The following is a 23821-nucleotide window of genomic DNA, read 5'->3' as shown; positions in this document are numbered from 1 at the left end:
GGCACCCCGCTCGTCCCCTCTCTCCGGCGCTCGCACCCGGTTCGCGTACGACAAGGAGGCTGCCCATGTCCGCCGAACCGTCCCTCCCCACCCCCTCCCCGACCCCCCGCTTCGGCGTCTGGCTCATCGGGGCGCGCGGATCCGTGGCCACGACCGCGATCGCGGGCTGCGCCGCCGTCGCCGCCGGACTCCACCCGCCGACCGGCATGGTCACCGAGACTCCCGACTTCACCCCGTGCGGCCTGCCGCCGCTGTCCTCCCTCGTCTTCGGCGGCCACGACACCGTCGACTGCCCGCTGCCCAAACGTGCCGAACACCTCGTCGCCGGCGGCGTCCTGCCGCACGGTCTGCCCTCCGCCGTGCACGCCGAACTCGTCGCCGCCGACCAGGAGATCAGGCCCGGCGGCCCCCAGCCCGGCGACACGGACGGCGGCCCGGGCCGCCACGACGACGAACTGATCGACGTGTTCGCGGCCGACATGCGCGACTTCGTGCGCCGCCAGGGTCTCGCGGGCGCCGTCGTGGTGAACGTCGCCTCCACCGAGCCCGCCCCCGCCGACGCCTCCCTGCCGCCGAGTTCCCTCTACGCGGCGGCCGCCCTGCGCGCCGGCTGCCCCTACGTCAACTTCACCCCCTCCGCAGGCCTGCACCACCCGGCGCTGGCCGAGCAGGCGGCGACGGCCTCCGTCCCCCACGCGGGCCGCGACGGCAAGACCGGTCAGACACTGCTGCGTTCCGTACTCGGCCCGATGTTCCTGCAGCGCGCCCTCGCCGTGCGCGCCTGGTCCGGCACCAACCTCCTGGGCGGCGGAGACGGTGCCGCCCTCGCCGACCCCGCGGCTGCCGCCGCCAAGAACGCCGGCAAGGAACGCGTCCTCGCCGACACCCTCGGCACCACCCCCGAGGGCGAGGTCCACATCGACGACGTGCCCGCGCTCGGCGACTGGAAGACGGCCTGGGACCACATCGCCTTCGACGGCTTCCTCGGCGCCCGCATGGTCCTGCAGACCACCTGGCAGGGCTGCGACTCGGCGCTCGCCGCGCCGCTCGTCCTCGACCTGGCCCGGCTGGTCGCCCGCGCCCGGGAGAGGGGCCTGTCCGGTCCGCTGGGCGAACTGGGCTTCTACTTCAAGGACCCGGTGGGGGACGGCCCGTCCTCGCTGGCCGAACAGTACGCTCAGCTCAGGCGCTTCGCCGGGCGGCTGCGGGACGACGCCGACGACCGCGGGGCGCAGCGGTGAGCCGCACGGGCGCCCCGGCGCGGGACACACCCGCTCCGGGGGCCGGGCCGACGGCGGCGGACGATCCGGTACCCGGGGCGGCCCCCCGGGGCGCCGCCACCCCCCTGCCCGGCCCCGCGCCCCGCGCCCCCCGCACCCGCTCCGCCCGCGCGAGCGCCTGGGCCGAACTGCTGCGCCTGCCCGCGCTGTTCACCGTCCCCGGCGACGCCCTGGCCGGCGCGGCGGCGGCCGGCGCGCGCCCCGGCCCCCGCACCCTGCTCGCCATCGGATCCTCCCTGTGCCTGTACGAGGCCGGCATGGCCCTGAACGACTGGGCGGACCGCACCGAGGACGCCGCAGAACGCACGCACCGCCCCCTTCCGTCCGGCCGCATCCGCCCGGCCGCCGCCCTCACCGCCGCCGGTGCCCTCACCGGCGCCGGACTGGCGCTCGCCGCCGGAGCGGGACGCCCCGCCCTCGCGGCGGCCGTCCCCCTGGCGGCGACCGTCTGGGCCTACGACCTCGCGCTGAAGCACACACCCGCCGGCCCCGCGGCCATGGCCGCCGCCCGCGGACTGGACCTTCTCCTGGGCGCGGCCGCCACCGGTGGCGGCGCCCGGGCAGCGCTGCCCTCGGCCGCGCTGCTCGGCACGCACACCCTCGCGGTCACGGCCGTCTCCCGCCGGGAGACCACCGGCGGTTCGGTCCTGGCCCCGCTGGCGGCCCTCGCGACGACGGGGGCGCTGACGCGGCTGGTCAGCCACCGCCGCACCCGACTCCCGGCAGGCCGGCGGGCAGCAGCCGCCCCCGGCCTGCCGGGCCCCGGCCCGGCCGGGCGCCCGCCCCGGGCCACCGGCGTCCTCGCCACCGCCCTGGGCGCCGCCTACGCAGCCACGGCCGCCCGGCCCTATGTCCACGCCGCACTCAACCCCTCGCCCCCGCTCACCCAACGCGCCGTCGGCGGCGGCATCCGGGCCACGATCCCGCTCCAGGCCGCGCTCGCCGCCCGCTCCGGCTCGGCCGGCACCGCCCTGCTCGTCGCGGCCCTGGCCCCGGCCGGCCGGAGGTTCGCGAGGAGGTCCGGCATGAGGAAGGTGAGCATCACGTGAGCCGGAACCCGGACGGCGCCTCTCCGCCCCCGCCCCCGCCTTCCCTCCGCTTCGGCTACGGCACCAACGGCCTCGCCGACCTCCGTCTCGACGACGCCCTCGCCCTGCTCGCCGACCTCGGCTACGACGGCGTCGGGCTCACCCTCGACCACATGCACCTCGACCCGCTCGCCCCGGACCTCACCGCCCGCACCCGCCGGGTCGCCCGGCGCCTGGACGGACTCGGCCTGGGCGTCACCGTCGAGACCGGCGCCCGCTACGTGCTGGACCCGCGCCGCAAACACGGACCCTCGCTCCTGGACCCCGCCCCGGACGACCGCGCCCGCCGCGTGGACCTGCTCGTCCGGGCCGTCGAGGTCGCCGCCGACCTCGGGGCGCACGCCCTGCACTGCTTCAGCGGCACCGTCCCCGCGGGCACGGACGAGGACACCGCGTGGAAGCGCCTCGCCGAGGCACTCACCCCCGTCCTGGACGCCGCCACCACCGCGGGCATGCCCCTCGCCGTCGAACCGGAACCCGGTCACCTCCTCGCCACCCTCGCCGACTTCCACCACCTGCGCCGCACCCTCGGGGACCCCGAACTCCTCGGCCTCACCCTGGACATCGGCCACTGCCAGTGCCTCGAACCCCTCCCTCCGGCGGACTGCGTCCGCGACGCCGCCCCCTGGCTGCGCCACGTCCAGATCGAGGACATGCGCCGCGGTGTCCACGAGCACCTGCCCTTCGGGGACGGCGAGATCGACTTCCCGCCCGTCCTCGCGGCCCTCGCCGCCACCGGCTACCAGGGCCTGACCGTCGTCGAACTGCCCCGCCACTCCCACGCCGGCTCCCACTTCGCCGCCCGCTCCCTCCCGTTCCTCCACGCCGCGGCCCGCACCGCGCGCACCGGCACCGCCACCGCCGTAGGCGCCGCTCCCGAGGGCGCGCATACCGTCCCCGCCACCGCCGTAGGCGCCGCTCCCGAGGGCGCGTACCCCGTCCCCGCTTCCGGTGCCGGGGGTGGTGCCCCGGGCAGCCACATGGCCACCGGTCCTGCCCCTGAGGTCTCCGGCGCCCACATCGTCACCGCTCCCGAGGGCGCGTACCCCGGCACCGCTTTCGGTGCCGGGGGTGGTGCCCCGGGTGATCACGTGGCCACCAACCCTGCCTCCGGCGCGCACACCGCTACCGACACCGGCAGCGCCGACACTGTCCCGGACGGTCACACGGCCACAGGCCCTTCCCCCGACGCCCCCGGTGCTCACACGGCCACCGGCCCCGCCGCCGCTTTCACCCCTGCGCACCCGCCAGGCGATCCCTCCGCCACCCCCGAAGGGAGCAGCACCCCGTGAACCACCCCCACGCCGCCCCGGCCGCCCCGGAGGCAGCCCCCACCACCGAGCCCGGGGCAACCTCTCGGCCTCCGGGGACCGCAGCACCGGAAACCGCGGCAGCCGACGGCACCACCCCACCACCCCCGCCACCCCCGCCACCCCCGCCACCCCCGCCACCCCCGCCACCCCCGCCACCCCCGCCACCCCCGCCACCCCCGCCACCCCCGCCACCCTCCCGACCACCGAACTGCACCGTCTCCTCTCCGCCCGTCTCTACGGAGCCGCCCGCGCCTGGCTGGACCAGGCCCTCGACGAGGCCGCCGCCCACCCCGGCATCCATGACCCCGTCTCCGTGTGGGAACTGCGCCTGGCCGAGGCCGCCCGCCGCTGCGGGGCCGCCCACGCCGACGCCGCCCGCGTCCTGATCCTGCACACGGCCCACGCCGACGCCGAGGCGCTGACCCGGGTCTACCACCAGGGCACCGCCGACGAACGCCGGGCGGTCCTGCACGCCCTGCCCCACCTCGTGTCCGGTCCCGAGGCCCGCCCGCTCGTCGAGGACGCCCTGCGCACCAACGACACCCGGCTCGTCGCCGCCGCCGTCGGCCCCTACTGCGCCCGCCACCTCGACGCCCACGCCTGGCGGCACGCCGTCCTGAAGTGCCTGTTCACCGGTGTCGCCCTGGACCGGGTGGCGGACCTGGCCCGGCGGGCCCGCGGCGACGGCGAACTCGCCCGCATGCTCGGCGACTACGCCGACGAGCGCACCGCCGCCGGCCGCCCCGTCCCGGAGGACCTCCACCGCGTACGGACCCTGGCCCTGGCCGGACCCGCCCCCACCGGTCCTGCCCCCTCCACCGCGAGTCACACCACGGACGACCCCCACGGCAAGGAGTCCTGATGCGCCTCTTCGACCCCCACATCCACATGACGTCGCGGACCACCGACGACTACGAGGCCATGTACGGGGCGGGCGTCCGCGCGGTCGTCGAACCCGCCTTCTGGCTCGGCCAGCCCCGCACCTCGCCGGCCTCCTTCACCGACTACTTCGACTCCCTCCTCGGCTGGGAACCCTTCCGCGCCGCCCAGTACGGCATCGCCCACCACTGCACCATCGCCCTCAACCCCAAGGAAGCCAACGACCCGCGCTGCACACCCGTCCTCGACCTGCTGCCCCGGTATCTCGTCAAGGACAACGTCGTGGCCGTCGGGGAGATCGGCTACGACTCCATGACACCCGCCGAGGACACCGCACTCGCCGCCCAGCTCCAGCTCGCCGCCGACCACGGCCTGCCCGCCCTGGTGCACACCCCGCACCGCGACAAGCTCGCCGGACTGCGCCGCACCCTCGACGTCGTCCGGGAGTCCGCGCTGCCCGTGGACCGCGTCCTGGTCGACCATCTCAACGAGACCACCGTCAAGGAGGCCAAGGACAGCGGCTGCTGGCTCGGCTTCTCCGTCTATCCCGACACCAAGATGGACGAGGAACGGATGGTCGCGATCCTGCGCGCCCACGGCCCCGAGCGAATCCTGGTGAACTCCGCCGCCGACTGGGGAAAGAGCGACCCGCTCAAGACCCGCAAGGTCGCCGACCTGATGCTCGCCGAGGGCTTCCCCGAGGACGACGTCGACCGCGTCCTGTGGCGCAACCCCGTCGCCTTCTACGGACTCGGCGGCCGGCTCACCCTCGACGTCACCGCCCCCGAGGCCACCCACGAGGGCAACTCCATCCAGCGCGGCGTACCGAGGGACGAGTCCCCGCGGACGGCCGACGTCGCCGCCGCGGAGGCGTGAGCCATGCGCTTCCGTCACCCCGACGGGTCCACCGTCCACCTCGCCTACTGCACCAACGTCCACCCCGCCGAGACCCTCGACGGTGTCCTCGCCCAGCTGAGGGACCACTGCGAACCCGTCCGCCGCCGGCTCGGCCGTGACCGGCTCGGCATCGGCCTGTGGCTCGCCAAGGACGCCGCGCGCGCCCTTGTCACCGACCCGTCCGCCCTGCGCGGCCTGCGCTGCGAACTCGACCGGCGCGGCCTCGAGGTCGTCACCCTCAACGGCTTCCCCTACGAGGGATTCGGCGCCGTGGAGGTCAAGTACCGTGTCTACACACCGGACTGGGCCGACCCCGAGCGTCTGGAGTACACCACCGCCCTGGCCCGTCTCCTCGCCGGACTGCTCCCCGACGACGTCCCCGACGGCAGCATCTCCACCCTGCCGCTGGCCTGGCGCACCGTCCACGACGCGCGGCACGCCGAAGCCTCCCGCACTGCCCTGCGCACCCTCGCCGAACGCCTCGACGCACTCCAGGAACTGACCGGACGCTCCCTCCGCATCGCCCTGGAACCGGAACCCGGCTGCGTCGTCGAAACCACCCACGACGCCATCGAACCGCTGACCGCGATCGGCCACGACCGCATCGGCGTCTGCGTCGACACCTGCCACCTCGCCACCTCCTTCGAAGATCCGGACACCGCCCTGGACGACCTCACCCGGGCCGGCGTTCCCGTGGTCAAGTCCCAGCTCTCCGCCGCCCTGCACGCCGAGCAGCCCCACCTGCCCGAGGTCCGCGAGGCCCTGCGCGCCTTCGCCGAGCCCCGCTTCCTGCACCAGACCCGCACGTCCACCGCCGCCGGACTGCGCGGCACCGACGACCTCGACGAGGCACTGGCCGGCGACACCCTCCCCGAGGGAGCGCCTTGGCGCGCCCACTTCCACGTCCCCCTGCACGCGGCTCCCACCGCGCCCCTCACCTCCACGCTGCCCGTACTGAAGACCGCCCTGACCCGGCTCGTCGGCGGCCCGCAGCCGCTCACCCGCCACCTGGAGGTCGAGACCTACACCTGGCAGGCCCTCCCACCCGAGCTGCGGCCCAGGGGCCGCGCCCAGCTCGCCGACGGCATCGCCGCCGAACTCACCCTCGCCCGCGACCTGCTGACGGACCTGGGCCTGAAGGAACTCCCATGACCACAGACCGTGCGGCCGACGCCGACCACGCCGACCCCACCGCCGAACCCGTCCCGGCGTCCGTCTCGGCGTCCGTCTCGGGTTCCGCCGCGGGTTCGGCCTCGGGTTCGGCCTCGGCGTCCGTCTCGGGTTCGGCCTCGGCGTCCGTCTCGGCGTCCGTCTCGGGTTCGGCCTCGGCGTCCGTCTCGGCGTCCGTCTCGGGTTCGGCCTCGGCGTCCGCCGCGGGTTCCGCCGCGGGTTCCGTCTCGGGTTCGGCCTCGGCGTCCGTCTCGGGTTCCGCCGCGGGTTCCGCCTCGGCACCCGCCCCGGTGTCCGTACCGGCACCCGTCCAGGAACCCGCGGCCGCCGGCCCCACCCCCCTCCTCGTCCTCGACGTCGTGGGCCTCACCCCCCGCCTCCTCGACCACATGCCCCACCTCAAGAGGCTCGGCCGGACCGGCTCCCGTGCCCCGCTCTCCACCGTGCTGCCCGCCGTCACCTGCGCCGCCCAGTCCACCTTCCTCACCGGCAGCCTCCCCTCCGAACACGGCATCGTCGGCAACGGCTGGTACTTCCGCGAACTCGGCGACGTCCTGCTGTGGCGCCAGCACAACGGCCTCGTCTCCGGGGACAAGCTCTGGGACGCCGCCCGCCGCGCACACCCCGGCTACACCGTCGCCAACATCTGCTGGTGGTACGCCATGGGCGCGGACACCGACATCACCGTCACCCCCCGCCCGGTCTACTACGCCGACGGCCGCAAGGAACCCGACTGCTACACCCGGCCCCCGGCCCTGCGCGACGAACTCACCGACACGCTGGGCACCTTCCCGCTCTTCCACTTCTGGGGCCCCGGCGCGGACCTCGTCTCCAGCCAGTGGATCATCGACGCGACCCGCCACGTCAACCGCACCCGTCACCCCGACCTGACGCTCTGCTACCTCCCCCACCTCGACTACGACCTGCAGCGCTTCGGCCCCGACGATCCGCGCTCCCTGAAGGCGGCCGCCGACCTGGACGCCGCCCTGGCCCCGCTGCTCGACGACGCCCGCGCCGAGGGCCGTACCGTCGTCGCCCTGTCCGAGTACGGCATCACCCGCGTGAACCGGACCGTGGACATCAACCGCGCCCTGCGCCGCGCGGGCCTGCTGGAGGTCCACACGCAGGACGGCATGGAGTACCTCGACCCGATGGCCTCGCGCGCCTTCGCCGTCGCCGACCACCAGATCGCCCACGTCTACGTGCGCCGCCCCGAGGACCTCGACGCCACCCGGGCAGCCCTCGAAGGACTGCCCGGCATCGACCAGCTCCTCGACGACGAGGGCAAGAAGGCCCACCACCTCGACCACCCGCGCGCCGGCGAACTGGTCGCCGTAGCCGAACCCGACGCCTGGTTCACGTACTACTACTGGCTCGACGACGACCGCGCGCCCGACTTCGCACAGCTCGTCGAGATCCACCGCAAACCCGGCTACGACCCGGTCGAGCTCTTCATGGACCCCCTCGACCCGTACGTCAAGGTGAAGGCGGCCACCGCACTGGCGCGCAAGAAACTCGGCATGCGCTACCGGATGGCGGTCGTGCCCCTCGACCCGTCACCTGTCCGGGGCAGCCACGGCCGCCTCCCCGCGAGCGACGACGACGGTCCGCTCCTCGTCTGCTCCACCCCCCGCGCCCTCGGAGACCGCGTCGCGGCCACCGATGTCAAGCAACTCCTGCTCCACCTCGCCGGACTCGGCTGACGCACCACCAGGTACACCCCTCCAAGAGCCGGCATCCAGCTACCGAGAGTGAAACACACGGCACTGACAACGGCCGGTCCGGACGGCACCGGAACCGGCCACGACCCAGAAGGCAGGCCACCCGTGACCCCGTACTCCGACCCCTCCCGCACCGAGGCCACCCCCACCCCGGCCACCGACGCCCCGGACGAGGCACTGCGCCGCTCCCTGGGCGTGCGCCGGCGCCGTTTCCTCAGCACCTGCACCGCCGTGGCCGCCGGAGCCGTCGCGGCCCCCGTCTTCGGCGCCGCCCCCGCCCTGGCCCAGGACCGCGGCAGAGACCATGGACACGGGCACGGCCATGACCGCGGCGGGCAGGTACTCGTCCCGCCGCACAAGCGCGGCATCATCCTCTACACCGTCCGCGACGCCACCGGCCGCGACCCCCTGTCCACCGACCTGCCCTCGGGCTTCCGCGAGGTGTTCAGGCAACTGGCCCGCCACGGCTACCGCCAGGTGGAGTTCGCCGGCTACAACCAGCACGCGAACGCGCCCGGCGGCGCCGGTCTGGAATCCGTCGCGGGCGCCAGGCTGCTGCGCTCCTGGCTCGACGACTACGGCCTGCGCGCCCAGGGCAACCACGGCTTCGTCCCGTCCTCCTGGCCGTTGACCACAGCCGACCTGGACACCTTCAAGAAGCACCTCGAGATCGCCAACATCCTCGGCCTGGACCACATGGGCACCGGCGGCGACCCCACCGGCAGCTCCCACCGCGCCGACTGGGACGTGGCCGCCGACAAGTGGAACGCCCTCGGCGCGGTCGCCCGCCGCGAGGGCATCAAGCTCTACACCCACAACCACGACGGCGCCTACGGCTTCCTGCTCGACGGCGGCCCCCTGGACGACCAGGGCCGGCCGACCCGCAGCTCGGGCATCCGGAAGCTGGAGTACTTCCTCGAGGTCACCGACCCCAAGGCCGTCTGGCTGGAGATGGACATCTTCTGGGCGCATGTCGCCCAGTACAAGTTCCACACGTACACCGCCCACGACGGCTCCACGCGGAAGAAGGTCTTCGACCCGGCCGGCCTGGTCGCCCGCAACAACAAGCGCTACCCGCTGTTCCACGCCAAGGACGGCGTCGTCAGCACGACCAACGGCATGGGCTACGAGATGGTGCCCTTCGGGACCGGCGTCATCGACTACACCACGTTCTTCTCCCGGGTCGGGCGGCGCAATTACCACAACCCGATGGTCGAGGACGACACCGCCCCGAGCGCCACCGACCCCGCGCAGTCCCTGCGCGAGGCCAAGATCAGCTACGACAACCTGGCGGCCCTGCGCAAGCGGCACTGCTGACCGGGACCACGGGCCGGGCGGTCCCACCCGCAGAACCGTGGGTGGGACCGCCCGGCCCGTGCGGACGAAGCCCTCGCACCGGGGCCCGCCGTGCCGCGCCCCGGGACCCTGCGGGGGGAGCGGCTACCGGGCGGTTTCCCGGAGTGCCGGCCCATGCCGTGACGAGGGCGGGAGGGCCGGACCGCCGCGGTCCGGCCCTCCGTCCGGAGGCACGGAAACGCAGGTGAAAGGCACTGCGAAACCTTGGTATGGTTGTCCACGCCGCCGCAGGGATCACCCCTGACACGGCGGCAGGACACCTCGTCCGGGTGGCGGAATGGCAGACGCGCTAGCTTGAGGTGCTAGTGCCCTTTAACGGGCGTGGGGGTTCAAGTCCCCCCTCGGACACATCGCTCAACAGTAGGCAATCGATGGCCTCTACCGTTTCGGTAGAGGCCATCGATTGCTTTTGCGTTACCGAGGGTGATGCGTGATCTCTTGGAGGGGGTGTTCGGCGAGTTGCACCACTCGCCGGACCCACCCGCTCGTAGTTGATGCCGCCGACGAAGTCGTCGGCGCTGAGCCGCTCCTCACCGGTCACCGCGTCCGCACCGAACGGCACACCGAACACCTGCTCGGCGACGGCGAGGATGCCGCTGCCGTCGCCCCCGCCCTCACCGAGGGTCGCCGAGGTCGCCACCGGGCAGATCGACCCGAGCGGCCGCTCCGGCTTCGAGGCGCCCACGGCGGATGCCAGCCGCCGCAGCAGCATCGCCACGTCGGTGCCCTGAGCGCCGTCGTAGGTGTGGAACTCGTCCAGGACGACGTACGCCGGGTCCGCCCTCTCCCACAGCGGGCGGTCCTCGGCCCGCTGCAGCAGCAGGTCCAGCATCTTGTAGTTGGTGATCAGCACGTCCGGCGGCGACTGGCGCATCTCCTCGCGCCGCGTCATCACCCGACGGAAGTCCGTGTCCGGCTTGTCGCCGATGGAGAGACCGGCCGTCACCTGCGCCAGCTCCGGCTGCGCGAGGTAGTCGCCGATCCGGCCGGCCTGGTCGGTGGCGAGCGCGTTCATCGGGTACAGCAGCACGGCCTTCACCCCGCGCCGGCCCAGCGCCTTCTGCCGCCGGCAGTGGTCGAGGACGGGGATCAGGAACGACTCGGTCTTGCCGGACCCGGTGCCGGTCGTCACGAGCGTCGGCCCGGCCGCACCCTTGTACGTGCTCAGCTGCTCCCACGCCTTCGCCCGGTGCCGCCACGCAGTGAACGACGGCTGCCACTCCAGCGCCGACCGCCCACCCGTCGTCGGCGGGATGGAACGGCGTCCTGATCCGCAGGTACGGCCCCGGAAGATGCCCGTCTCCGGATCCCCGAGGAATCGCTCCAGCGCGAGCCGGGTGTCCTCGTCGGCCAGCGCGTACGTCGTCGTGAGGTACTGCGTCAGACTGCCGCGGAGCTGCGCGGCGGCCGGGGTGGGCTTCACGAGGACCTTTCGGACAGGACGGTTACCGCGACCGCCGGGCGCGCCGCGCCGTGACAGGAGGCGAAGGCACTGTGACGATCAGCATCCAAAGTAACGCCCGCCTCGGACGACGACACCCACCTGGTCGAATCCCGGAGGCCGGCCGCCCCGCTGGGTGACGAAGAGGCGTCATGAGGTCGAAGCCCGGATAGCGCCACCCACCTGCTACAGCCGTCGCCCCAGGTGACCGGAACTCCTCAGGGGAGATGACGGATACCGCAGAGGAGGATCCGGGTGATCCAGGCCGGCTCGGTCGATCTCGGCGACAACCGCGGACAGCAGGGGGCCTTCAAGGGTTTCCGTGGTGAGTTCCTGTCCGATGTGCAGAGAGATGACCTGCGAGCACGCCGTGATCGTATCCGCACCTGCCGAGGTGAGAGCATGGACTTTGCGTGCGAAGTTGTACCGACTCCGGCCTCGAACGCTGGGTGGATATCCTGGCTCGAACCATTCGTGAACTTTCCCGTTCGCGGCATAGTGGAACGTCTTCAGTGCTTTCGCTGTCCGGAGAAGGGTGATAGATTCGGTACGCTCTGACAGGTCGCGCATGATTCTTTCCGTGCAGCCGATCGGGTTGTCGAACTCCATACAGAAAGCCCATCTTCCCAGTGATCCCGCCCGCAGTGCAACGCCCTGGGCGGGTGAGCTGGGAGCTGCATTCAGAGGTAGCCGGCGGGCCTTTTCAACGTCAGCTCCGTAGATGTCGATTATTTCTTCCGGGGTTCTGTCAAGGGAAAGGCTCAAGCAGAATTGCTCCGCTTTCTCCCATTGCCAGGGATTGGGCATTCGGTCTCCCGGGGAGTGTCGTCGCATCCGCTCTCGTTCATTCACGGATGGATCTCCCTGAATGAACGAGAGTGCACTGGGACTGCTACTCCACTGCGTCGAAGTAGTCCGGCACGGTGAGGTAGAAAGGATCCTTCTCGATCAGACGCATGTTCTGTATGAGATTGCTGTACGCGGTGCCGGCCAGCTTGTTCTGATCAAGATTGACGTGACCGCGTGCACAGGGCTCTGTTCCGGTGACCGGTCTGGAAGGGTCGGCCTCATAAACCCTCCATTGTCCGTCGCCCTCGAAGAGAGGTGCGATCTCGGCGCACTTGCCACCGTCGGTCCCCCCTTGCTCGGTCGAGGCGAAGGGGAATTCATCACACGAGTCCTTCAGGACAACGTCGTCAGGTTTCGCGACGAAAGGGACTGAGCTCTTCTCCTCGCAAGTGAACTTTCTCCTGGCATCGCCGTCCAGGGCCCGAGTCATCGGGGATCCGCTGTAGAGACCCCACTTGTTCGGGAGATTCCACTGCGCCCATCCGTACGTAACGGCTGCGGCGCCGTACTGGCTGACCGGCAGTTCCAGCCGGGGCGTGATGCTGGGCAGTACGCAGCCGGTGCTGGTGTTGCCGCCTCCGGTCAGGGCGGAGTCGCAGCGGACCGCACGGGGATTCGACCAGTTGACATTGGGAAGCGTCGGTATCGTTCCCGGCTGCGTTATGTAGAGGTTGTACTTGACGGTCGAAGAGTCGGCCACTCCGACGGAAGGGACGTCGGAATAAGCGACCGAACCGAAAGCCGTCTGCCCGTCGGTGAGGGTCCAATTACCATCCCATGGATGCTCATCCGTTGCTTTGCAGGTCGAGGTGCAAGACATGGCGGCCGCAATGTTGAGGCTCTTCACTTGTTGTGTGTACTGAGTGGCCTCAATCATTATCTCTTCGCTCCACACACCTGAACGAGGGTTGAGAGTCGCGCTTGAGCTGACGTAGAGGATGGCTGTCCCCAGCACCTGCTGTTGCTCACCGCGAAGAGTAAAATCAACCGTCATCTCGCGTAGGCAGTAGCCCAGCCTTTCGAAATGCCAGTATCCCGGATCCGTGATGGTGCAAACACTTCCGACTGCCTCTACGGCGGAGGTGCGGGTCTTCTTGGCCGAGCGGGGAGACTGTGATGTGGAAGACAGAACGGCCGTACACGTCTCCGCGACTCCCGCGTGCCGTTCAGGAGAATCCGGAGGCGTCGGAGTACAGGACTCCTCGACTGGTTTCACCTCAAGAGACTCCGACGGCCTCTTTTCTTCTTGTGGTCCCACATCCGGACCCGTATCCAGGGAATGGAGTGTCGGTGCGCTGTTCTGTAGTGGACTGTCGGCCATTGCCTGCACGGGGAAGAGCGAAAATATTGATGCCACCGCCAGCACTAACCAAATTCTGCGCCTACTGTCCACCGATTTCCCGTTCCTTGAGCGGATGGTTGTGATTCGGGTGGTGGTAGGCAATCACGGTACGATCATCGCGTCAACGATTAATTTCGGACAGTCAATGCTGCATACAGCTACCGAAACTGAACTGCTGATGTCGCAGGGGTTTACAATTCATTGCCTTCACAAGACCTGGTTGTCGCGCAGACGGACGTCGGTGGGAGGACGACGGCGGGATCACGCGATTCCGGCCCCTGGACCCCTGCCCGGCACCGTCGTGAGCGGCGACGCCACGCACTCCGCTACGGCCACGCCACACGCCTGCGCGGACGAGGCACCCGCTGCATCGTGATCGTGGAGCGCGAGATGAGCAAGCGCTCCGCACACAGCTGAAATCCCTTACCTGGAAGCAGATGGCGCTCCAAGGCCGGACATGCGCGACCGGTCGCCGATGCTCGGAGAATCTCAGGCCGAAGGTCTGTGCGGTCGGCGGCCTGCGTTCCTCAGCGGGTCGTCAGGCCGTCCAGACCGTCCGCCGTCCCGTCGATCGTGTGACGGGGAGAATCAACCTGAAGGACGTCTCCGCGTTTCACCGGATCGGGGGGCGGATTCGCTGTCTAGTGCTCTGGCCGGGAAGGTTCGCCGGGTTGGTGGTCGCGACGGTTGGATGTGCGGTGACGTCCGATCCGATCGCTGGAGGCGCGGTGGCTGAGCCTGTCCGTGTACGCAGACTGACCGACCAGGAGGGACAGAAGCTGCAGCAGATCGTGCGCCGGGGCAGCACCAACGCCCGCCACCCCGACGTACTCGCCGCCCAACGCAAGGAACGCGCCCGCATCCGCAGCGAAAAGGGCATCCGCTGGGGCGGACGCCCCTTCAGCACCGCAGTCTGACTAACCGCGAACCGCAGCTCCCGAACGCCGAAGGGGCAAGTTCAGGAGAAGGACAGCGACAGAAGGACGGCTCAGGAGGCGGACGGCTCGATCTCGACTCCGTTGCCCAATTCGCCGCGGCGGCGATGCGCAGTGGGAGATGATCTGCCGTGTCGTCATGAGTGGTGCGAGCCCTGGGATGGTGCGGATGTCGATGCGGCCGGAGGGGCTGCCTGCGGTTCCGGAGGAGACAGCGAGGGTGGCCCGGGCCGCTTTCCCGGCCGGGAGCCTGCCGATACGCCTGCGAGACCGGATGGAAGCGGTCTTCGCCGATGAGCCGTACACCGACGCGTTCGGGGTGCGCGGTGCCCCGGGGCTGTCCCCGGCGGTGCTCTCGCTGGTCACTGTCCTGCAGTTCACCGAGGACCTGACCGACCGGCAGGCCACCGCGATGGCGGTACGCGCGATCGACTGGAAGTACGCGATCGGCGCCGAGCTGACCGATCCCGGCTTCGACTTCAGCGTGCTGGCCAAGTTCCGCGCACGCCTGATCGAGCACGGCATGGAACGCCTGGTCTTCGACCGGCTCCTGGAGTGCTGCCGCACCGAGGGACTCGTTGCGGCCGGCGGCAAGCAGCGCAGCGACTCCACCCATGTCATCAGCGCGGTGAGGGACTTGAACCGGCTGGAGTTGGCGGGCGAGAGCGTGCGCGCCGCGCTGGAGGTGCTGGCCGCAGCCGCGCCCGAGTGGCTGGCAGGCGCGGTGGATGTCACCGAACTGGCGCACCGCTACGGTCCGCGCGTGGACGGGTGGAAGCTGCCGGCCTCGAAGACCAAGCGGGACCGGCTCGCGGTGGTGTTCGGGCAGGACGCGCTGATGCTGTGCCGGGCGGTGCGCGCGCCCGGCGCCCCGCCGTGGCTGGCGGAGCTTCCCGCGGTTGAGCTTTTGCGGCAGGTGCTGGTGCAGACCTACTACATCGAGACCGGCGCGCGGGGACGGGAGGTGATCAGGAAGCGGGAGGCCGAGGTGGACGGCGTCCCGCCCGGTCATATCCGCCTGGCCTCTCCCTACGATGCGGATGCGCGGTGGGCGGCCAAGGGCGAGGAGCTGTTCTGGCTGGGCTACAAGATTCATTTGACCGAGACCTGCCATACTCCCGCCGAAGCCGAAGCCGAAGCCGAAGCCGGGAGCGGGAACGGGAAGCGCGTCGCGGCGCCGCCGAACCTGATCACCGATGTGCACACCACGAAGGCGACGGTGCCGGACGTGAAGGCCACCGCCGGCATCCAGCAGCGCCTGAATGAGCGCGGTCTGCGCCCGGGCGAGCACTATCTGGACTCCGGCTATCCGAGCGTGGACCTGGTGGCCGCCGCCGGCAAGGACGGGACCGCGATGGTCACCCCGCTGCTGGCCGACCACTCGCCGCAGTCCAAGGCCGCTGCGGGGTTCGACAAGAGTGCTTTCCGCGTCGACTGGAAGGCCCGTCAGGTCACCTGCCCGGCCGGTCGCACCAGCGCCGGGTGGTATCCGGTCACCCAGCACGGCAGGCCCGCCATCGTCGCCCAGTTCGCCTCCACCGACTGCCGGGCCTGCCCGTCAAGGACGCAGTGCACTTCCTCCCGGCGGGTCAGTCGGATGCTCACCCTGCGGCCGAAAGAGCTGCACGAGATCCAGGCCACCGCCCGCGCCGTGCAGAAGACCCAGACCTGGCGGGACAAGTACAAGCTGCGCGCGGGGGTCGAGGGCACGATCAACCAGGCCCTGGACATGACCGGAATCCGCCGGGCCCGCTACCGAGGACTGGCCAAGGTCCGCCTCCAGCACGTCTTCTCCGCCACCGCCTTGAACGTCATCCGCCTCGACGCCTACTGGAGCACCACCCCGCTCGGCAGACCCCGGACCAGCAGACTCGAACGCCTTGCCTACATGCTCACAGCCTGACCGGCGACCGCTCGGAATTGGGCAACGGAGTCATGACGGGTGGGAAAGACAAGCTGATGAAGATGCTGCGGCGCGCCGGGCTGCACATCGCGGGGGACTGGAAGACCGAGGAGGTAGCGTCGCCCCGGGCCGCGTGGCGCTTGGTCGTCGCGGGAGAAATCAGGCCGACCGTGAGTGTGAGGGCAGACCGAGCGGACCTGGTCGCCGAGCTCAATGCGCAGTGGCACCGGCTCGGGACCGAGAGCGGGCTCTTCGGCGGGGATGGTGTCTTCCTGATCGACGTCGCGGGCAACTGGACAGGCTGCGCGCCCAGGCCTTGGACGCGGGTGCAGCTCACGGAGCAGTGGGACCTCGCCGGAGTTTTGGGCGAGCGGCCCGGGCAGCCGGAGTTCGTCACCCTCTCGATGGACGGGGACATCCTGCTGGGGGTGACCACTGAAGAAGACGAGGTATGGCTGATCGGCGTGGACCACCTGCGAGAGCGGCAGGAGACAGCCGCTCGGGCGGCGGCCCAGGAGAGCCCGCGGGAGCGGGCAGCCGCTTGGACATCGCTGTTTCAGGGGCCGGGGTCTTCGGAGCGGGTGCGTGAGATGTGGGCGCACGGGCTGGCACTCAACCCGGCCACCCCCGATGACCTGCGTGCCCGTCTCCTTGGTGTGTCGCACTTCCTCCTGTGGCGGCGTCTGCCTGCGGTGGTCATCGAGGCGGCCATCGTCCACCCGGAGGGGAAGGTGAGGCAGCTGCTGGCCGAGGCCCAGCCGGGCCTCACAGCGGAGCAGTGGACTCGTCTGATCCTGGGCGAGCGGGGAGCCCGGCCCCGCTGGATCCTCACCCTGCTGGCGGCTGACCAGCACGCCGAGCTCACCGACGCCGCGTACGAGCAGCTCGCCGCGGATCCTTCCGTCCAGGTCCGGAAAGAGACAGCTCGTCTTCGCGGACTGCCCGTACGGATACTGACCGCGCTGGCTGGCGACGAGGATCCCTCTGTACGCGCCTCAGCCTGCCAAAGGGCCTGGCCTCATCTGGACGGCCCGGCCCGGCGCAAGCTTCTGGGCGATCCTTCCGGCAAAGTGCGCATCGAGGCGCTGTTGCGGTACCACCGAGAGCACCCGATGCCCCGTTCGGTGTTCGATACCGAAGGAGTCCGAGAGCGCGCGGTTGAGTCCTGCCGCCTCGAACGCGGCCTCGCCGAACACCTGGCTCACCACGGAGAGCCGGCCCAGCGCAGCTCTCTCGCGGGCAACCCGCACCTGGACCCGGACTTGGTCGGACTTCTTGCCCAGGACCCTGACGAGAACGTCCGCTTCGTGGTGGCCACACGCGCTGACATCACCGAGGAGCAGCGGGCGGGCATCCCCATCGACTTCGACCCGCGCGGGCACTACTACCCGCTCGACTGGGTCATGGCACTGCACGAGGATCCCGGCGCCATGCGCCGCCTGGCCGCCCTCCTCCCACCCCCTGATCCGCAGGAGCGTTGCCCGGGCCCGGCACCTCCCTGCGGACGTCGTCGAACGCCTCGCCCGCGACGACGACCGCGTCGTCCAGCTCTTCCTCGCGGAATCCTGCGACGACGCGCCCGCCGACATGCTCCTGCGGGTGTGGCAGTGGTGGACCGGCAGCCTCAGTACCCCCGACCGCCCTCACGGCCACCCCAACTTCCCCCGCCGCGACCTGCTGCGCTACGCCGACGACCCGAACGCCAGAATGCGCCAGCTGGCCTTGGACGACCCGGAGTCCACGCCAGAGCTGGTGGAGAGGTTCAGCCGGGACAGCAACGAGGAAGTACGGCACCGGGCCGCGTCCGACCTACGTCTTTCGCCCGCATCGGCGGTCCGGCTGCTCGACGACCCGCACGAACGTGTCCGCTACGCCGCCGCCCTGCATCCAAGGCTGCCCGCCCGGGTGATAATCCGGTTGCTGCGGGACGCCGACACCGCACAAACCGCGGCCCGACACCCTCCCTGCCCGTCCCCGTCATGGAACAGATGCTCCAGCGGATCCAGCATCCGGCCCCGGTCACACCAGGACCGTAAGAAGCCGTCATGCCTCCGGGATCGAGAGGGTTGGGCTGCCGTGCGGCCTCGCAGGCGGGCCGGCTGTATCGGATGGCGATGGTTGCTGTCAGTCGTATGCCGATTCCGGTCAGTTGGGTGCCGAAGGGCTGGGATACCTGGGACCAGGACAGCAAGGCCGTGCTGTCCCGTACTCGGCGAGAGGGGCCGCGTGTGCCGGGAAGCCGTGGCGAGCATCAGCAAGACAGCCCGGATGCCGTGTTCCCGCCGGCGGCGGGCCGGGCGGCGGCGATTCCCCGGCTGCTGGACCTCGACGGGCGCGGTGAGCTGAGCGCCGCGCATGTGCGTCTGGTGGCGCAGGCGTTGGGGAAGTCGGAGCGGACGGTGTGGCGGTGGCTGGCCGCTGCCCGGGAGGACCACCGCCTCGCCCGGGTGGAGTCGTCCCGTTTCACGGTCACCACGGAGGTCCGGCGGTTGTTGGCGCTGTGGGGCGGTAACGCCTCCCGGGTCCACGCCGAGCTGGTGCAGCGGGCGGCCGAGAATCCAGACGCGCCCCCGGTACCTTCGCTTTCCACGTTGCACCGGGCGATCCGCCGCGACCTGACCCGCGGGGAACGGGCCGGCCTCAAGAGCGGGGAAGCGGCGCGGCGCGCGCATGACGTCTTCGGGCAGCGGCCGGCGACGCACCGCAACGCGGCGTGGGAGGGCGACCACAAGCACGTGCCCGTCGAGGTCGACGTGGAGGGCGAGCTGGCCACACCGTGGGTGACCTGGTTCATCGACTGCGCCACCAAAGCGATCACCGGGGTGGCGGTCACCGCGCACGCGCCGAGCCGGGACGCGGTGCTGGCGTCCTTGCGTATCGCGACCACCCGCACCGAGCCATTCGGGCCAGTGGGCGGGCTGCCCGGTCAGATCCGGGTCGACCGCGGCAAGGAGTTCCTGTGCCAGGCAGTCACTGCGGCGATGGGCGCGCTCGCCGTCCCCGTGACCGACCTGCCCGCCTACACGCCGCACTTGAAGGGCACGATCGAGGCGCTGAACGACGCGGTGGAGGAGATGTTCCTCGCCTCACTCCCCGCTACACCGGCCGCCAGAAACTTAACGGCGGCCATCTCGCCGACCCCGACGCCCCGCCCCTGACGTATGAGGCGTTCGTGGGACTGCTGCTGGACTGGGTGACCTGGTGGAACACCCGCCACCAGCCGTCCGTACTGAACGGGAAAACCCCCCTCCAAGCGTGGCAGGCCGACGCGACGCCACTCACGGATGTGTCCGCGGGTCAGCTGGCGACGTTCGCCCTGGAGGACGACGGTCGTACGTACACGATCAGCACGTCCGGTGTGCGGTGGCGCCGCCGCGACTACCTCGCTCCGTGGCCAGGGCCCCGGCGAGTGCCTGGATCGTCCGGTTTGATCATGTGATGCCGTAGAGGGCGAGGGCGAGGGCGAGGGCGCGGGCGCGGGGGCGTTCGGTGTGGGCTCGTCGTCCGGCGGCGGTGTTGATGTAACCCGCGAGCTTGAGTGTGCTGCGGATCAGGTCGCGGAGGGCTGCGAGTACGGCGGGCGTGTTGTGGGTCCTGACCTGGGACTTGTCCTCGTTGAAGGTGGCATCGCGGCACCAGTGGACGGTGTTTTCCGCGGTCCAGTGCCCGCGAGCCCAGGACGCGATCTCGGCGGCGTTCGCTTCCTCGGCGGGCAGGTCGGTGATCGCGTGGACGGTCTCGCTGGACCACTTCTTCGCCCCTGTAGAGGCGGCGTCTGCGCTGGATGCGCAGGACCTGGGCCGCGTGGGGGAAGAGCAGGCCGTCGACGGTGACGACCTGCACGAGCCGCTGCTCGTGTCGGCCGTGGCCCCGGGCGTCGTCACGGTGGATCACGGGGATCTTCTTCCAGGGCAGGGCGTGGAGCTGACGGGCTTGTGCGCGTTGGTTGTTCTTGATGGTCAGCAGGTAGTGCGCGCCGCGTTCGTGCAGGTAGGTGGCGTGGTCGCGTGGGGCATGGAGTGCATCGGCGGTGACGATCGTCCCCGCGAGATCTGCGTCGTTGATTCCGTCGAGGAGGGGTGCGAACTCGGGGATTTCGTTGGTCTTCGCGCCGATCTCGCGGGAGGCGGGCGTGACGCCGTCGCCGTGGCGGACGGCGGACAGGACGAAGACCCGGCTGCCGTCCGGGCGGCGGGCGCCGCGCAGGCACTTGCCGTCCACCGCGATCGCCCGCCGCCGGATGCGTACCGGATCGGCGTGGGCGGCTGTCCGGTGGGCCCGGCGCTGTTCACGCTCGGTGCCGCCGTCGGGCATGACCGGTTCCGGCCGGCGGGGCCGTGGGGACAGCAGGGGCCGAAGGTAGCCATAGGCCGCCGCGCTGATCTCGCCGGGATCCAGGCGTCCCAGGACACTGGGCAGAGTCTTCTCGCTCGGCACCCGGTAGCGGCCGAGGAGCGGATGGTAGGGCAGGCCGAAGGCGGCCAGTTCCTCCGGCGTCGCGCGTCGGCACCACTTCGCCGCCGCGGTGATCGAGTCGTGTCCGGACGGGGTCATAGCGCAGACCATCAGGGCCAGCAGCGAGGAGAGCCGGTAGCGCACCCCGCGCCCCTCTCGGATCGGTGACCGACTCGAACTCGACGATCAGGTCACGGACTTGGTCCTTGGCGGCTCCCTCGCCGAGGGCTTCCAGGCGGGGCACCGCGCAAGCGGGGGCAGCGACAGGGGATGATGGAGGAACGAACACGGCACCTTCGTGGATCTTGAAGCGGAGAGAACTCCATGATCCACAGGTGCCGTGTTCACCTGCTTCCCGGGCCCACCCTCCAAATCAACACCCCAGAACAGGATGTTCCCGACACTCGCCGGGGCCCTGGTCGATGGGGAGACGGGACTGTCCGTCGTCGACTTGCTGGAGCCAGCCCGATCAACGGGCAGGCCCCGAGTTCGGACGTAACCGCCTCTTCCGGTAGTTTCTGCGGCTTGCTGCCGATCGCCAGAAAGCCATCCATCGAGGCAGACCAACCTCATGGATTCCGCCACGGTCGACGCGTAGGCCGACGTCTTCTCGGCCATGCTCCAACGCATGGGAAATAGGTCAGTCGACCCCTGTCTTCGCCGATCATCGGCCCGGTTGATCAGGGCGAGGTGTCCTCATCTTCGGCACCCGCTTTCCGGTGCTACTTTACCTCGCTGACCGTGGTCATCCTCGTCGCCTTGTCACCTTTTTCGGCGCGTCCGATTATTTGCAAGGATCCCTAGCTCGGAGCGCATGTGCGGAGGAACAATAAATTTCGGTTGGTTGAATAGAATGACAAGCATCTCAAGCGTCAAGCTGAGCAGGATGACGCATGTGGAGAGCAGGAAAATTACCCCATTCCACATACTGCTTTCATCGACCCAAGCGGTGAGAAGCAGAAGCATAATGCCCCAAAGCGAGGCAGCCGTCAGGCCAATCGAGCGAACTTCGCCACGTTTCACTTCTTCACCAAAAGGGAGGAAGGTGAACGTAGTCATGAAGAACGAAACCTGGTGGGGGTCCCGCCAAAGTTGGCGCGCTTTCCAGGACATGAAGGCGGCACTGCAGAAAAAGAAGGAAACCCCCAGTATGTATCCCATTTCGGAACCTTTCGCCCCTGCATCCTTTGCTGCATGAAGACAGCGTACTGGGTGGATGCGGCAGCGGAACAGGAGCAGGGCCCCGGCGAGTGCCTGGATCATCCCGTTCTGGAATGTTGATCTCGGTGATGGGTCCCGGAAGCAGGTGAACACGGCACCCGTGGATCATGGAGTTCTCTACGCTTCAAGATCCACGAAGGTGCCGTGTTCGTTCCTCCATCATCCCCTGTCGCTGCCCCCGCTTGCGCGGTGCCCCGCCTGGAAGCCCTCGGCGAGGGGGCCGCCAAGGATCAAGTCCGCTGCCTGGTGACCGAGTTCGAGTCGGTCACCGATCCGAGAGGGGCTTGCGGGGTGCGGTACCGGCTCTCCTCGCTGCTGGCCCTGATGGTCTGCGCTATGACCCCGTCCGGACACGACTCGATCACCGCGGCGGCGGAGTGGTGCCGACGCGCGACGCCGGAGGAACTGGCCGCCTTCGGCCTGCCCTACCACCCGCTCCTCGGCCGCTACCGGGTGCCGAGCGAGAAGACCCTGCGCAGCGTCCTGGGACGCCTGGATCCAGGTGAGATCTGTGCGGCGGCCTACGACTACCTTCGGCCCCTGCTGTCCGCACAGCCCCGCCGGCCGGAACCGGTCATGCCCGACGGCGGCACCGAGCGCGAACAGCGCCGGGCCCACCGGACAGCCGCCCACGCCGACCCGATACGCATCCGGCGGCGGGCGATCGCGGTGGACGGCAAGTGCCTGCGCGGCGCCCGCCGCCCGGACGGCAGCCGGGTCTTCGTCCTGTCCGCCGTCCGCCACGGCGACGGCGTCACGCTCGCCTCCCGCGAGATCGGCGCGAAGACCAACGAAATCCCCGAGTTCGCACCCCTCCTCGACGGAATCGACGACGCAGATCTCGCGGGGACGATCGTCACCGCCGATGCACTCCATGCCCCACGCGACCACGCCACCTACCTGCACGAACGCGGCGCTCACTACCTGCTGACCATCAAGAACAACCAACGCGCACAAGCCCGTCAGCTCCACTCCCTGCCCTGGAAGAAGATCCCCGTGATCCACCGTGACGACGCCCGGGGCCACGGCCGACACGAGCAGCGGCTCGTGCAGGTCGTCACCGTCGACGGCCTGCTCTTCCCGCACGCGGCCCAGGTCCTGCGCATCCAGCGCAGACGCCGCCTCTACAGGGGCGAAGAAGTGGTCCAGCGAGACCGTCTACGCGATCACCGACCTGCCCGCCGAGGAGGCGAACGCCGCCGAGATCGCGTCCTGGGCTCGCGGGCACTGGACCGTGGAGAACACCGTCCACTGGTGCCGAGATGTCACCTTCAACGAGGACAAGTCTCAGGTCAGGACCCACAACACGCCCGCCGTACTCGCAGCCCTCCGCGACCTGATCCGCAGCACACTCAAGCTCGCGGGTTACATCAACACCGCCGCCGGACGACGAGCCCACACCGAACGCCCCCGCGCCCTCGCCCTCGCCCTCGCCCTCTACGGCATCACATGATCAAACCGGACGATCCAGGCACTCGCCGGGGCCCTGGAACAGGAGCTGCCGCATCCACTCGAGGTTGTGACAGGACTATTTCATCAGTCGAACCAGCCCTTGACGCTCTTCCATCCCTTCGACATGGCGTTGTTCACTGGGCCAGTCATAAGGATGCCGGCTACAGCTCCCCCTGCCCCCCCGATGGCGGCACCGACGACAGTTCCCCCAGGGCCAAATGCTGTGCCGATGGTCGCACCCAAGGTAGCTCCTGCCTTGGTAGCACCGATCACCACAGCGGTGTCGACCGCGGTCTCGGCTGCTGTCAAGGCAATGTCGCCGCCAGTGCTGTTGTAGTTTGACCAAGCTGTAAAGCCGATACCGACGGGTAGCAATACCTTGCTGCCAATGGCTTGCACCGTCGGGTTTCGTCCTATGCTGCCGATGCGTTGAAGACCCGGGTGTGTCTGCAGCGAGCGCAAGTTCTTCCCTGCTTGGCTACGGACCGTTGGGTCAGGGTGACTCCGCATGTCTCTGGC

Annotated in this window: 15 protein-coding genes, 1 tRNA gene and 4 pseudogenes; 14 read left to right on the top strand and 6 right to left on the bottom strand. The window is 70.2% G+C overall.

Annotation, left to right across the window (positions count from 1 at the left end; genetic code table 11):
* Positions 1-65 precede the first annotated feature (65 nt).
* From HUV60_RS03500 to HUV60_RS03460, 9 genes and pseudogenes are all read left to right on the top strand, one after another.
* Complete coding sequence (locus HUV60_RS03500; RefSeq protein ID WP_257852356.1) at positions 66-1241, top strand: inositol-3-phosphate synthase; 1176 nt, start codon at positions 66-68, stop codon at positions 1239-1241.
* Positions 1238-2329 (top strand): SCO3242 family prenyltransferase, encoded by a 1092-nt coding sequence (locus tag HUV60_RS03495; RefSeq protein ID WP_443047208.1) that lies wholly within the window; start codon positions 1238-1240, stop codon positions 2327-2329. Before HUV60_RS03500 ends, HUV60_RS03495 begins: the two co-directional genes overlap by 4 nt.
* Positions 2326-3228 (top strand): annotated as a pseudogene (locus HUV60_RS03490) (sugar phosphate isomerase/epimerase family protein); the annotation flags it as partial. The gene HUV60_RS03495 and the pseudogene HUV60_RS03490, both read left to right, overlap by 4 nt.
* Before the next feature lie 661 nt (positions 3229-3889).
* The gene (locus tag HUV60_RS03485; protein ID WP_443047493.1) at positions 3890-4543 is read left to right on the top strand and encodes an EboA domain-containing protein; all 654 of its coding nucleotides are present in this window, start codon (positions 3890-3892) and stop codon (positions 4541-4543) included.
* Complete coding sequence (locus HUV60_RS03480; RefSeq protein WP_257852358.1) at positions 4543-5436, top strand: TatD family hydrolase; 894 nt, start codon at positions 4543-4545, stop codon at positions 5434-5436. The genes HUV60_RS03485 and HUV60_RS03480 overlap by 1 nt, the downstream gene beginning before the upstream one ends.
* A gap of 3 nt (positions 5437-5439) precedes the next feature.
* Entirely contained in the window at positions 5440-6609 is a 1170-nt protein-coding gene (eboE, locus tag HUV60_RS03475; protein ID WP_257852360.1) for a metabolite traffic protein EboE, read from the top strand.
* Entirely contained in the window at positions 6606-8330 is a 1725-nt protein-coding gene (locus HUV60_RS03470) for a nucleotide pyrophosphatase/phosphodiesterase family protein (RefSeq protein WP_257852361.1), read from the top strand. Before eboE ends, HUV60_RS03470 begins: the two co-directional genes overlap by 4 nt.
* 123 nt (positions 8331-8453) lie before the next feature.
* Positions 8454-9665, top strand: coding sequence for a sugar phosphate isomerase/epimerase family protein (locus HUV60_RS03465; protein ID WP_257852362.1), 1212 nt, complete (start codon positions 8454-8456; stop codon positions 9663-9665).
* 302 nt (positions 9666-9967) lie between these two features.
* A tRNA-Leu gene (locus HUV60_RS03460) sits at positions 9968-10052 on the top strand.
* A 124-nt stretch (positions 10053-10176) separates the two neighbouring features.
* On the opposite strand, the pseudogene HUV60_RS03455 reads toward HUV60_RS03460, so the two are convergent.
* From HUV60_RS03455 to HUV60_RS03445, 3 genes and pseudogenes are all read right to left on the bottom strand, one after another.
* Positions 10177-11127, bottom strand: a pseudogene (locus HUV60_RS03455) (DEAD/DEAH box helicase); the annotation flags it as partial.
* Between the two features lie 204 nt (positions 11128-11331).
* The gene (locus tag HUV60_RS03450) at positions 11332-11952 is read right to left on the bottom strand and encodes a DUF6461 domain-containing protein (RefSeq protein ID WP_257852363.1); all 621 of its coding nucleotides are present in this window, start codon (positions 11950-11952) and stop codon (positions 11332-11334) included.
* A gap of 85 nt (positions 11953-12037) precedes the next feature.
* Positions 12038-13360 (bottom strand): NucA/NucB deoxyribonuclease domain-containing protein, encoded by a 1323-nt coding sequence (locus tag HUV60_RS03445; protein ID WP_269441114.1) that lies wholly within the window; start codon positions 13358-13360, stop codon positions 12038-12040.
* 704 nt (positions 13361-14064) lie between these two features.
* On the opposite strand from HUV60_RS03445, the gene HUV60_RS03440 reads away from it, so the two are divergent.
* Positions 14065-14253 (top strand): hypothetical protein, encoded by a 189-nt coding sequence (locus HUV60_RS03440; protein ID WP_042164726.1) that lies wholly within the window; start codon positions 14065-14067, stop codon positions 14251-14253.
* Positions 14254-14491: 238 nt separating this feature from the next.
* Positions 14492-16174, top strand: coding sequence for an IS1182 family transposase (locus HUV60_RS03435; RefSeq protein ID WP_269441113.1), 1683 nt, complete (start codon positions 14492-14494; stop codon positions 16172-16174).
* A gap of 995 nt (positions 16175-17169) precedes the next feature.
* Here HUV60_RS03435 and HUV60_RS03430 read toward each other — a convergent pair.
* Positions 17170-17763 (bottom strand): hypothetical protein, encoded by a 594-nt coding sequence (locus HUV60_RS03430; protein WP_269441112.1) that lies wholly within the window; start codon positions 17761-17763, stop codon positions 17170-17172.
* A 525-nt stretch (positions 17764-18288) separates the two neighbouring features.
* Between HUV60_RS03430 and HUV60_RS03425 the strand changes: the two genes are divergently transcribed.
* Complete coding sequence (locus HUV60_RS03425) at positions 18289-19332, top strand: transposase family protein (protein ID WP_269441111.1); 1044 nt, start codon at positions 18289-18291, stop codon at positions 19330-19332.
* A 14-nt stretch (positions 19333-19346) separates the two neighbouring features.
* On the top strand, positions 19347-19613 hold the full coding sequence (locus HUV60_RS03420; RefSeq protein ID WP_257852369.1) for a hypothetical protein: 267 nt from the start codon (positions 19347-19349) through the stop codon (positions 19611-19613).
* On the opposite strand, the pseudogene HUV60_RS03415 reads toward HUV60_RS03420, so the two are convergent.
* Both HUV60_RS03415 and HUV60_RS03410 read right to left on the bottom strand, forming a co-directional pair.
* Positions 19606-20918, bottom strand: a pseudogene (locus HUV60_RS03415) (ISAs1 family transposase). The gene HUV60_RS03420 and the pseudogene HUV60_RS03415 overlap by 8 nt on opposite strands.
* Positions 20919-21391: 473 nt before the next feature.
* A complete protein-coding gene (locus HUV60_RS03410) occupies positions 21392-21892 on the bottom strand; it encodes a hypothetical protein (RefSeq protein WP_257852370.1) in 501 nt (166 codons plus the stop codon).
* Positions 21893-21994: 102 nt separating this feature from the next.
* Between HUV60_RS03410 and HUV60_RS03405 the strand changes: the two are divergent.
* Positions 21995-23303: pseudogene (locus HUV60_RS03405) on the top strand (ISAs1 family transposase).
* The last annotated feature ends 518 nt before the right edge of the window (positions 23304-23821 follow it).

It is taken from the genome of Streptomyces sp. KMM 9044 (assembly GCF_024701375.2).
In the GTDB taxonomy this organism is placed as follows: Bacteria; Actinomycetota; Actinomycetes; order Streptomycetales; family Streptomycetaceae; genus Streptomyces.
This window is presented reverse-complemented; position numbering and strand designations above follow the sequence as displayed.

Bases quoted from the DNA above. Each gene is read 5' to 3' on its own strand.
- HUV60_RS03410 (WP_257852370.1), bottom strand. From the start codon at position 21,892: ATGATCCAGGCACTCGCCGGGGCCCTGCTCCTGTTCCGCTGCCGCATC.
- HUV60_RS03430 (WP_269441112.1), bottom strand. From the start codon at position 17,763: ATGTCGGCGGGCGCGTCGTCGCAGGATTCCGCGAGGAAGAGCTGGACG.
- HUV60_RS03470 (WP_257852361.1), top strand. From the start codon at position 6,606: ATGACCACAGACCGTGCGGCCGACGCCGACCACGCCGACCCCACCGCC.
- HUV60_RS03480 (WP_257852358.1), top strand. From the start codon at position 4,543: ATGCGCCTCTTCGACCCCCACATCCACATGACGTCGCGGACCACCGAC.
- HUV60_RS03425 (WP_269441111.1), top strand. From the start codon at position 18,289: ATGGTTGCTGTCAGTCGTATGCCGATTCCGGTCAGTTGGGTGCCGAAG.
- HUV60_RS03500 (WP_257852356.1), top strand. From the start codon at position 66: ATGTCCGCCGAACCGTCCCTCCCCACCCCCTCCCCGACCCCCCGCTTC.
- HUV60_RS03450 (WP_257852363.1), bottom strand. From the start codon at position 11,952: ATGCCCAATCCCTGGCAATGGGAGAAAGCGGAGCAATTCTGCTTGAGC.
- eboE (WP_257852360.1), top strand. From the start codon at position 5,440: ATGCGCTTCCGTCACCCCGACGGGTCCACCGTCCACCTCGCCTACTGC.